The 11,612-nt window shown below is 69.0% G+C and carries 7 protein-coding genes; 3 read left to right on the top strand and 4 right to left on the bottom strand.

Features of this window, described 5'->3' with window-relative positions:
- Positions 1-116 precede the first annotated feature (116 nt).
- From cydD to hisC, 4 genes are all read right to left on the bottom strand, one after another.
- Positions 117-3,656 (bottom strand): thiol reductant ABC exporter subunit CydD, encoded by a 3,540-nt coding sequence (gene cydD / locus ACFQ7F_RS08765; protein WP_383268206.1) that lies wholly within the window; start codon positions 3,654-3,656, stop codon positions 117-119.
- 87 nt (positions 3,657-3,743) lie between these two features.
- Complete coding sequence (gene cydB / locus ACFQ7F_RS08760; RefSeq protein ID WP_383268203.1) at positions 3,744-4,748, bottom strand: cytochrome d ubiquinol oxidase subunit II; 1,005 nt, start codon at positions 4,746-4,748, stop codon at positions 3,744-3,746.
- Positions 4,749-4,762: 14 nt separating this feature from the next.
- Entirely contained in the window at positions 4,763-6,301 is a 1,539-nt protein-coding gene (locus tag ACFQ7F_RS08755; protein ID WP_383268200.1) for a cytochrome ubiquinol oxidase subunit I, read from the bottom strand.
- A 277-nt stretch (positions 6,302-6,578) separates the two neighbouring features.
- Positions 6,579-7,658, bottom strand: a complete 1,080-nt coding sequence (gene hisC, locus ACFQ7F_RS08750; RefSeq protein WP_383268198.1) for a histidinol-phosphate transaminase — start codon at positions 7,656-7,658, stop codon at positions 6,579-6,581.
- A gap of 417 nt (positions 7,659-8,075) precedes the next feature.
- On the opposite strand from hisC, the gene ACFQ7F_RS08745 reads away from it, so the two are divergent.
- From ACFQ7F_RS08745 to ACFQ7F_RS08735, 3 genes are all read left to right on the top strand, one after another.
- Positions 8,076-9,197, top strand: a complete 1,122-nt coding sequence (locus tag ACFQ7F_RS08745; RefSeq protein ID WP_383268196.1) for a LacI family DNA-binding transcriptional regulator — start codon at positions 8,076-8,078, stop codon at positions 9,195-9,197.
- 237 nt (positions 9,198-9,434) lie between these two features.
- Entirely contained in the window at positions 9,435-10,535 is a 1,101-nt protein-coding gene (locus ACFQ7F_RS08740; protein ID WP_383268399.1) for a metallophosphoesterase, read from the top strand.
- A 181-nt stretch (positions 10,536-10,716) separates the two neighbouring features.
- Positions 10,717-11,592: a hypothetical protein gene (locus ACFQ7F_RS08735; RefSeq protein WP_383268193.1), complete on the top strand. Its 876-nt coding sequence runs from the start codon at positions 10,717-10,719 to the stop codon at positions 11,590-11,592.
- The last annotated feature ends 20 nt before the right edge of the window (positions 11,593-11,612 follow it).

The following is an 11,612-nucleotide window of genomic DNA, read 5'->3' as shown; positions in this document are numbered from 1 at the left end:
GGGTGGGTCTATGGGGGGGGGGCGTTGGCCTCCCTCTTCTTTTTGTGTTTTTTTCTACTTTTTGGGCTTGTCCTGGGGGGGGGGGGCCCTCCCGGCCCCCCCGCCCCCCCACCGCCCTACCCGGCGGCCGCCACCAGCAGGTCCGCCGCCCGCTCCCGCTCCCACATGCGCCGCAGCGGCCCGTCCACCACCACGAGGTCCGGGTAGGCGCCGCGCTGCACCACCTGGCCCGCGTCCAGGACGATCACCTCGTCCACCGCGTCGAGCCCGGCGAGCCGGTGCGTGATGAGCAGCGTCGTACGCCCCTCGGTGGCGGCGAGGAGATCGTCGGTGAGGGCGTCGGCCGTGGGCAGGTCGAGGTGTTCGGCCGGCTCGTCCAGGACGAGGACGGGGAAGTCGGCGAGCAGCGCGCGGGCCAGGGCGATGCGCTGCCGCTGGCCTCCGGAGAGGCGGGCCCCGTGCTCGCCGACCGGGGTGTCGAGCCCTTCGGGGAGCGAGTCGGTCCACTCCCGCAGCCGGGCCCGCTCCAGGGCGCCCCGCAGTTCGTCGTCGCTGGCGCCCTTCCGCGCGATCAGCAGGTTCTCGCGTACGGAGCTGTCGAAGATGTGCGCGTCCTGCGCGCAGAGCCCGACGAGTTCGCGCACGGTGTCGCCGTCCAGCGTGGCCGCGTCCGTGCCGCCCAAGCTGTACGTTCCTTCGCTCGCTCCCAGGAAGCGCAGCAACACCTGGGCGAGCGTCGTCTTGCCGGAACCCGAGGTCCCGACCACCGCGATGCGCCGTCCGCGCTCAAGCGTCAGGCCGACGCCCGCGAGCGCGTCCCGGTCCTGTCCCTCGTACCGGGCGTGCAGCCCCTCGAGACGGAGCGGGAAAGGCGTCTGGGGGCGCTGTGCGGGGACAGCGGGCTCGGGGACGGGTTCAGGTGCGTCGAGGACCTCGTAGACGCGCTCGGCGCTCTTCCTGACGCGCTGGCGGTACTGCACGGCGAGCGGCAGACCGAGGACCGCCTCGAAGGCGGCGAGCGGGGTCAGGACGACGACGGCGAGCGCGACGCCGTTCAGCCGGCCGTCGTGCAGGGCCTGTACGCCGACGAGCGCTGCGGCGGCCACGGTGAGCCCGGAGACGAGCGCGCCGAGTCCGTCGCCGAGCGCGGTGGCCGTGGCGGTCCTGGACGCGATCCGGGTCAGCTCGGCATCGGCTTCCTTCGCCTTGGCCGTACGACGGGTCAGCGCGCCGGCGACCGTCAACTCCGCGGTGCCGGTGAGCAGATCGGCCACGCGGGTGGCGAGCACTCCGCGCGCGGGAGCGAGCTTCCGCTCCGCCCGGCGGGCAACCGCTCCGGAGAGCAGGGGTACGCCCACTCCGGCGATGAGCAGGCCCACGGCGAGGACCGCGCCCGCTTCGGGCAGCAGCCAGGCGGTGAAGCCGACGGCTCCCGCGCCCACTGCCGCGGCGGCCGACGCGGGAAGGAGCCAGCGCAGCCAGTAGTCCTGCAGGGCGTCCACATCGGCGACCAGGCGGGAGAGGAGGTCGCCGCGGCGGGTCTTCCTGAGCCCGGCAGGTGCGAGGCGTTCCAGGCGCCGGAAGACCGCCACGCGGGTGTCGGCCAGCATGCGCAGGACGGCGTCGTGCGAGACGAGGCGCTCCGCGTAGCGGAAGACGGCGCGTCCCATCCCGAAGGCGCGGGTCGCCGTCACGGCGATCATCAGGTACATCACCGGGGGCTCCTCGGACGCCCGGCTGATCAGCCACCCCGACGTGGCCATCAGCCCTACGGAGCTGCCGATCGCGAGTGCGCCGAGCAGGAGCGCGAGCGCGAGCTTGCCCTTCCGTGCCTGTGCCGCACGACGCACCCGGGCCAGAACCCGGGCCTTCGGGCGAGAGCTCTCCCGCGTGCCCACTACATCGACCGGCGTCTCCGGGCCGCCCATGGCCACGTCACCCGCCGTCCGGCTGCCCGGTACCACCGGGTCATCGGCAGTCCGGGAAAGGGCTGCCCCGTTCAGCCCCGGCCGCCGAGCGCCCTCGCCCACGGCACCCAGCCGCACGACCCGATCCGCAACCCCCAACAGCGCGGGCCGGTGCACGACCAGCAGCACAGTCCGCCCCACAGCCAACCGGCGGACCGCCTCGACGACCCCCGCCTCGGTCTCCCCGTCCAGCGCCGCAGTCGGCTCGTCAAGCAGAACCACGGGCCGGTCGGCGAGAAACGCCCGCGCCAGAGCGAGTCGCTGCCGCTGCCCGGCGGACAGGCCGGCCCCGTCCTCCCCCAGCACGGTCTCCACCCCGGCGGGCAGCGCGGAGACGAACTCCCAAGCGCCCGCCGCCTCCAACGCGTCCCGCACGGAATCATCGTCCGCGTCCGGCCGCGCAAGACGTACGTTCTCCGCGATGGAAGCCGCGTACAAGTGCGGCCGCTGCGGCACCCAGGCGATCCGCTCCCGCCACCGCTCCGGCGCGACCTCGGCCAGGTCGACGCCTCCGACGCACACCCGCCCTTCGGCAGGCTCGACGAACCCGATGATCACGTCGAGCAGGGTCGACTTGCCCACCCCGCTGGGCCCTACCAGCGCCACGGTCTCGCCGGGTTCCACAGCGAACGACACCCCGGAGACCGCGTCCGATGACCGCCCCGGATACCGCACCGTCACGCCCTCCACGCTCAGCGCGCCGTCCGGCACCGCACCCGTCCCGGCGGCCCGCACCGGAGTCTCCAGGACCTCGAAGATCTCCTCGGCGGCGGAGAGCCCCTCCGCCGCCGCGTGGTACTGCGCCCCCACCTGCCGCAGCGGCAGATATGCCTCGGGGGCCAGGATCAGGATCACCAACCCCACGTACAGGTCCATTTCCCCGTGGACGAGCCGCATTCCGATCGTCACCGCGACCAGCGCCACCGACAGCGTCGCGAGCAGCTCAAGCGCGAACGACGACAGGAAGGCGATGCGCAGCGTACGCATGGTCGCCTGCCGGTACTCGCCGGTGATCTGCCGGATCGACTCGGCCTGTGCCTTCGCGCGCCCGAACACCTTCAGGGTGGGCAGGCCCGCCACCACATCCAGGAAGTGCCCCGACAGGCGGGACAGGAGCCGCCACTGACGGTCCATCCGGTTCTGGGTCGCCATGCCGATCAGGATCATGAAGACCGGAATCAGCGGCAGCGTCACGACGATGATCGCCGCGGACACCCAGTCCTCGGTGACGATCCTCGCGAGCACCGCCACCGGCACCACTATCGCGAGCCCCAGCTGCGGCAGATAGCGCGAGAAGTAGTCGTCCAGGGCGTCCACGCCCCGCGTGGCCAACGAGACCAACGAACCGGTCCGCTGCCCTCCCAGCCAACCGGGCCCCAGCGCACCCGCCCGTTCAAGCAGCCGCCCCCGCAGCTCCGACTTCACCGCCGCGCTCGCCCGGTGTGCGGCGAGCTCGGTCAGCCAGGCGATCAGCGCCCGCCCCGCCGCGACCACCGCGAGCAGCACGATCGGTGTCCCCAAGTCACCGAGGGCGAGCCCCTTCTGGAAGGCCCCGACCACGATCTCGGCGATGAGCATCGCCTGGGCGACGACCAACCCCGCCCCGGCGACGCCGAGGACCACCACCGCGACCAGGAAGAACCGGGTGGCGCGGGCGTACCGGAGCAGACGCGGATCGATCGGTTTCACGTGAAACACACCCTCCGAGGGACCGGAAGAAGACTGCGGAAGAACTCAGGGACGGGCCGACATGCGTTCAGTGCGCCACATCAGCAATCAGTGCGCCGCATCAGCAATGTGCTGCGTCCCGATCCGCTTGCGGAACACCCAGTAGGTCCACGACTGGTAGAGCAGCACGATCGGCGTCGCGATGCCCGCGCACCAGGTCATGATCTTCAGGGTGTAGGGACTCGACGAGGCGTTGGTGACCGTGAGGTTCCACTCCTCGTTCAGCGACGACGGCATGACGTTCGGGAAGAGCGTCAGGAAGAGCATCGCGACGGCAGCCGCGATCGTGATGCCCGAAAGCGCGAACGACCAGCCCTCGCGCCCCACCTTGATCGCCCCGATCGCACCGACAAGGGCGACCACGGCCACGACCATCGCGACCAGGCTCTTGCCGTCGCCGTTGTCCGCCTGCGTCCAGATCAGGAACCCGAGCGCCAGGACAGCGGTCACCAGACCGAGCCTCAGCGCCAGCTTCCGCGCCCGCATCCGGATGTCCCCCACCGTCTTGAGCGAGGCGAACACCGCGCCGTGGAAGGTGAACAGCGTCAGGGTGACCAGGCCACCCAGGATCGAGTACGGGTTGAGCAGGTCCCAGAAGTTGCCCACGTACTCCTTGTGGGCGTCGATCTTCACCCCGCGCGTGATGTTGGCGAAGGCCACGCCCCACATCACCGCCGGGATCAGCGAGGTCCAGAAGATGGCCTGCTCCCAGTTGCGCTGCCACTTCTCCTCGGGCCGCTTGGCCCGGTACTCGAAGGCGACACCGCGCACGATCAGGCAGAGCAGGATGATCAGGAGCGGCAGATAGAAGCCGGAGAAGAGCGTCGCGTACCACTCGGGGAAGGCGGCGAAGGTCGCACCGCCCGCCGTGAGCAGCCACACCTCGTTGCCGTCCCACACGGGACCGATGGTGTTGATGAGGACCCGCTTCTCGGTCCGGTCACGGGCGAGCAGCTTGGTGAGGATGCCGATCCCGAAGTCGAAGCCCTCCAGGAAGAAGTAGCCGATCCACAAAACGGCGATCAGCACGAACCAGACGTCGTGAAGTTCCATGTCGATCAACTCCCTCAGTACGAGAAGGCCATGGGCCGGTCGGCGTCTTCGTCACTGTCCGAGCCCGATCCTGCTCCCGGACCGCCGATCTTGGTGGGCGGGTTGAGGTCGGCCTCCGTGAGCTCGGGCGGGCCCTGCTTGATGTACTTGAGCAGCAGCTTCACCTCGATCACGGCGAGGATGGCGTAGATCGCGGTGAACACGATCAGCGAGGTGATCACCTCACCCTGCGAAACCCCCGGCGAGACCCCGTCTCTGGTCTTCAGGACGCCGTAGACCACCCAGGGCTGACGCCCGGTCTCGGTGAAGATCCAGCCCCAGGCGGTGCCGATGAGGGGGAAGATCAGCGTCCACTGGGAGAGCCGCCACCACCAGTTGCCGAGCTTCGGCGTCAGCTCCTTGTTCTTGGTGAGCATGAGCTTGGGCACGTCGTCCTCGCCCGTGCGGTGCTCCGGCGCCAGCCAGAACTTCCTCCGCGTGAGGTAGAGCCCGGCGGTGCACAGGATCATGGAGACCCCGCCAAAGCCGATCATCCAGCGGTAGGACCAGTAGGCGGTGGGGATGTTGGGCCGGTAGTCACCGGGCCCGAACTTCTCCTGCGCCTCCTTGTTGAGGTCGTTGATGCCGGGGATCTCGGCGCTGAAGTTGTTCTTGGCGAGGAAGGACAGTATTCCGGGGATCTCGATGGCCACGTCGTTGTGCCCCTTGGACACATCGCCGTACGCGAAGAGCGAGAACGGCGCCGGCTTCTCCGACTCCCACAGGGCCTCGGCGGCCGACATCTTCATCGGCTGCTGCTCGTACATGACCTTGCCGAGGGTGTCGGCGCTGACCACGGTGAGCAGGGTGCCGACGAACGCGGTGACCAGGCCGAGCCGCATCGACATCCGCATGGTGCGGATGTGCTGCTTCTTACGAAGGTGGAAGATCGCGATGCCGGTCATGAAGGCGCCGCCGACCAGGACGGCCGCCGAGATGACGTGGAAGAAGTTGACCAGCGTCGTCTCCTGGAAGAGCACCTTCGAGAAGTCGGTGAGCTCCGCGCGCTTGGTGCCGTCCCGATCCACGATCTTGTAGCCGACCGGGTGCTGCATAAAGGCGTTGGCGGCGATGATGAAGTACGCCGACGCGATGGTTCCTGCGGAGACGATCCAGATCGTGGCGCAGTGCAGCTTCTTGGGGAGCTTGTCCCAGCCGAAGATCCACAGGCCGATGAAGGTCGACTCGAAGAAGAACGCGATGAGAGCTTCGAAGGCGAGCGGGGCCCCGAAGATGTCACCGACGAAGCGCGAGTAGTCGGACCAGTTCATGCCGAACTGGAACTCCTGGACGATGCCGGTGACGACGCCCATCGCGATGTTGATCAGGAACAGCTTTCCCCAGAACTTGGTCGCCCTGAGGTAGTGCTCCTTGCCTGTACGCACCCAGGCCGTCTCCAGGATCGCCGTGAGGGCGGCCAGCGAGATCGTCAGAGGGACGAACAGGAAGTGGTAGACGGTGGTGATGCCGAACTGCCATCGCGCCAATGTCTCAGGCGCTAGAGCCAGATCCACGTCGACTTCTCCTTACGGCCGTGATCACATCGGCAGTTTGCCCCTTTAATCCCACTTACCTCGGGACCAACCGGGACACGCTTGTGAACGCGTTCACATTCACAAGCATTATGTCGTACCGGTTCCGCGCATCGACAGGGGGTCCCCCTTACTGCCAGGAACGTCACACGGGCACAGCGACGGACACAGTCAAGGGCACAGCCGAGGGCACAGCGAAGGGGCCGGGAACGACGTCCCCGGCCCCTCGTCACCTCGCCGCCCAAGCGCGGCGCAGCGCCTACAGCTCCTTGCGGAACGCCTCCGCCGCCTGCAGGAAGATGTCGTTGGCCTCGGTCTCCCCGATCGTGGCCCGCATCCCCTCGCCCGCGAACGGCCGCACGACCACACCGGCCCTCTCGCACGCCGCCGCGAAGTCGGCCGTACGCTCCCCGAGCCGCAGCCACACGAAGTTCGCCTGCGTCTCGGGCACCGTCCAGCCCTGCCCGCGCAGCGTCTCGACCACCCGCGTGCGCTCGGCGACCAGCGAGCCGACGCGGCCCATCAGCTCGTCCTCCGCCTGCAGCGAGGCCACCGCCGCGTCCTGCGCGAGCTGGCTCACGCCGAACGGCACCGCCGTCTTGCGCAGCGCGGCCGCCACCGGCTCATGGGCGATCGCGAAGCCGACGCGCAGGCCCGCGAGGCCGTACGCCTTGGAGAACGTCCGCAGCACGGCGACGTTCGGACGGTCGCGGTAGAGCTCGACGCCGTCCGGCACCTCGGTGTCGCGGACGAACTCGCAGTAGGCCTCGTCGAGCACGACGAGGACATCGCTCGGCACCCGGTCGAGGAACCGCTCAAGCTCCGCCCTGCGCACCACCGTGCCGGTCGGGTTGTTCGGGTTGCAGACGAAGATCAGCCGCGTCCGCTCGGTGATGGCGTCGGCCATCGCGTCCAGGTCGTGGACGTCCTCCGGCGTCAGCGGCACCTTCACCGACGTGGCACCGCTCACCTGCGTGATGATCGGGTACGCCTCGAAGGACCGCCAGGCGTAGATGACCTCGTCGCCCGGGCCCGACGTGGCCTGCAGCAGCTGCTGCGCGACGCCGACGGAACCGGTGCCCGTCGCCACATGCGAGACCGGCACCCCGAAGCGGTCGGCGATCTCGTTCATCAGGCCCGTGCACGCCATGTCCGGGTAGCGGTTGAACGTGCCCGCGGCGGCGAGCGCGCTCTCCATGACGCCCGGCAGAGGCGGGTAGGGGTTCTCGTTCGATGACAGCTTGTAGGCCACCGGGCCATCAGACGCGGCAGGCTTCCCCGGCTTGTAGGTGGGGACACCCTCCAGCTCGGCACGCAGCCTCGGGCTCGTCTCGCTCACCGCAGTCCTCCTCTTGAACACCTGAATACCTGAACGCTTGAATACCTGAACGCTTGAACGTCTGAACTTCCTGACTTCAATACTCCTCACCTTATGAGGATTCAGCTCTGCTGCGAATGGGTCAGGGGTATCCACTCCGACAGGCGCGCGAAGAGGGGGGAGCGCTCCCTGTCTCCGTACGCGCCGGTGGCTCGCTCCGTGGCGCGCATCACCCGTGAAGGTGAGTTGAGACCTCTTCGAGACATCGCTCAATCGGTAGACCTGTGCGCGACGACAATGGACCGCCCGGCCCTGGACCCACCAACTCCCTTGCAATCCAAGGTCGTTGTCCCGTTTTCGCCATGCAGAAACGTGCCTGTCAACGAGTGAATATGCGTCCGCCCTACCCACCCCAATGAGCCCTACTATCGGCTCGCCATGACAGCAGCAGGGAACCATCAGGTGAGCCGAGCGGAGACCGCCCGCCGGGGCAACCGGCAGAGCCGAGCGGGCATCAGAGACGTCGCCGCCGCCGCCGGTGTCTCCATCACGACTGTCTCAGACGCTCTCAACGGCAAGGGGCGGCTCCCGGACGCCACCCGACGCCATGTCCGCGAGGTCGCCGAACGGCTGGGCTATCGCCCTTCCGCGGCGGCCCGAACGCTCCGTACCGGCAAGTCGGGCCTCATCGGCCTGACTGTGACGACCTACGGGGATGAACCTTTCACCTTCACCGAATTCGCGTACTTCGCGGAGATGGCCAGAGCCGCGACCTCGGCCGCGCTGGCCCGCGGGTACGCCCTTGTCATCCTGCCCGCCACCTCTCGGCGCAGCCCGGTCGACGTGTGGTCGAACGTCGCGCTCGACGGCACCGTCGTCGTCGATCCGTCCGACCACGATCCCGTCGTCAGCGAACTCGTGCGCCAGGGCCTACCCGTGGTGTCCGACGGCCGTCCTGCCACGTCTCTGCCCGTCACCGCATGGGTCGACAACGACCACGAGGCGGCCGTCCTGGAGATCCTCGAACACCTCGCGGCGGCCGGAGCCCGCCGCATCGGGCTTCTCACAGGGACCACCACGGACACGTACACCCACCTGTCCACGACCGCCTATCTGCGCTGGTGCGAGCGCGTCGGCCAGGACCCGGTGTACGAGTCCTACCCGGCCCACGACCCGTGTGCCGGCGCGGTCGCGGCCGACCGGCTGCTCGCCAGACCCGACCGGCCCGACGCCGTCTACGGCCTCTTCGATCCGAACGGCACCGATCTCCTCGCGGCAGCCCGCCGGTACGGACTGCGCGTCCCGGACGACCTGCTGCTCGTGTGCTGCAGCGAGTCCACCGTCTACGCCACCACCGAACCGCCCATCACCACGCTCTCCCTCAAACCGCGGCGCATCGGCACGGCCGTCGTCCAGTTGCTCATCGACGCCATCGAAGGCCTTGATTCGGGCCGGCCCGTCGAGCAGGTGATACCGACGGAGCTGATCGTGCGCACCTCGTCCGAGCGACGTCCACCGCGTACGACGGTCAGCCCACCCCGCTCACCCGGACCGGGTTGAGCGGGCCGCTCCGCGGGGAGAACCCCCGTCAACCGGGCAGTGCCCGGCACTGCCCGGTCGTGGACTGCGGGGAAACCCCTACCCAATTCGGGAGAAAACCTCGGTGAACTGGGGTTCAGCACTGATTCACCACCCCTGGTGCACCACACAGCGCGAGCCGCATTCCTATGATGGGCGGACGACACCGCGGGCCGCTGCGACCAGGCAGTCCGATCTCGGTGCAGATGCGGCGCAATGGTGGTGGAGGGGTCGATGACTCAGGGGGCCGGTCAGGGACCCGATGTGCGGACGGCGACGTTGCGCGACTTCCGCGTTCCGGCGTACGTCCATGAGACCGGGCCGGTCCAGGGCCGTCCGGCGGGTGCGGTGGTTCCGGGCGCCCCGGTGGAGGTCACCGGAGCGCCGGACGATGGCTACACCCCCACCCAGCGCGACCTGCCCGTCATCAATCGCGGCGACACCGTGCAAGTGGAGGTGCAGGCCATGCCCGAGCCTCCGCAGGCGCCGGCGTCCGACGAGCACGGCCCGCTGTACGTCGTGGGCGATGTGCACGGCTATCTGGACGAGCTGCTCGCGGCCCTCCACGAGCAGGGCCTCATCGACGCCGACGGCGACTGGTCCGCGGACAACGCGCGCCTGTGGTTCCTCGGCGACTTCACCGACCGCGGCCCGGACGGCATCGGCGTCATCGACCTCGTGATGCGCCTGTCCGCCCAGGCGGCGGCCGCGGGGGGCTACTGCAAGGCCCTGATGGGCAACCACGAGCTGCTCCTGCTCGGCGCCAAGCGCTTCGGCGACACCCCGGTCAACTCCGGCGCCGGCACGGCCACCTTCCAGGCGGCCTGGCTCCTGAACGGCGGCCAGAAGACCGACATGGAGCGCCTCGAGGACCACCATCTGCAGTGGATGGCCCGCCTCGACGCGATCGAGTCGGAGGACGGGCATCTCCTGATGCACTCCGACACGACCGTCTATCTGGATTACGGGGACTCGATCGAAGCCGTGAACGACACGGTCCGCGAGACCCTCACGCGCAACGACGCGGACGAGTGCTGGGACCTCTTCAGGAAGTTCACCAAGCGCTTCGCCTTCCGCGACGAGTCGGGCCCCTCTGCCGTACGCGAACTCCTCGACATGTACGGCGGCCACCGCGTCGTCCATGGCCACAGCCCCATCCCGTATCTGCTCGGCGACGTCGGCTCCGAAGATGACTCGGACGGCGGCGGACCCGTCATCGAGGGACCGCACATCTACGCAGGCGGACTGGCCATCGCCATGGACGGCGGCGTGACCATGGCCGGAAAACTGCTGGTCTGCCAACTGCCCTTGGATAACTGAGCGTTCACCGGGCAGGTGCACCCCTACACGATCACGCGAGCTGACGGGTCAATTTCTGGAAACCCCCTGTCACCGCGTGCCGTCACGGCTCTACCATCGGCTTATCCGTAGCAGGCTCCCCTCCGTTTCTGCCCGACGGCTCGTAGCCATGCGAGCCCCAAGCCCTACGGAGCATCGGGGGATGCACATGAACAGCGCTCCACAACTGCTCAATGAGGACCGCCCCGAGTACGAGCGAATCCTCGATGAGGCGCTGCGCACCGCACCAAATCGTCCTGATCTCGCCGCAGTGGGCCAGCGGCTCAACCCCGAACAACTGCGCACGATGGCGCTGAACGCCACCGCGCTGATCACTGCCGCCGCCACGACCGAGTACACGCACTATGTGAAGGTCCGCGAAGAACTGCGCGAAGGCGGATCTGCCGCACCATCGATCCGTGAGCGGAGCCCCGAGGGTTCGGCGGAAGCCGGCTCCGGCGGCCTCGGTATCGCGACCACGATGGGGGAGGTCACCGCCCAGGCTTCAGGGGCCGGGGCCATCGCCGTCGTCGCGGTGCTCGCCCCCGTCCTCGCAGGGGCGGCCGCCGCGATCTTCCTGCTCGTCGGCTACATCCTGAAGATGCTCAACCCCGAGCCCGCCTTCGCGGACACCCTGCTCACCGCGGGATGGCTGTTCGGCGCGCTCACCGCAGGGGGCATCCTGGTCGCTGCGGTCGGCCTGCTCCTGACCGCCCTGCGCAACGGCTCCACCTCGCTCCAGGCCGGTGCGTACGGCGAACAGAACGAGGAGGTGGTTCGCGCCAGGGAAGCCTGGGGCGAGGCGCTTCTGGAGCACGGCCTCCTGCCGTTCCTGCGGGAGGCCCTGGCGGATCCGGGGGCGACACACGCGGCTCGTACACCGGCGACGGACCCGGGCGGCCGCATGCCCCACCTCGGCTACCACAGGCCGGGGTTCAGCAGCCCGAGCGGCGGTCAGGCGACGGGATCCCGCCCGAGCTTCTCGAGCCCGGACTTCTCAAGCCCGGACTTCGGCGGACCCGATCACAAGCCGGAGTAGTACACGACGCGGCTTCGGGC

This window comes from Streptomyces sp. NPDC056486, from assembly GCF_042795295.1.
Taxonomy (GTDB): domain Bacteria; phylum Actinomycetota; class Actinomycetes; order Streptomycetales; family Streptomycetaceae; genus Streptomyces.
Note: the sequence above shows the minus strand (reverse complement) of the source record. Positions and strands in the feature narration are given on the sequence as shown.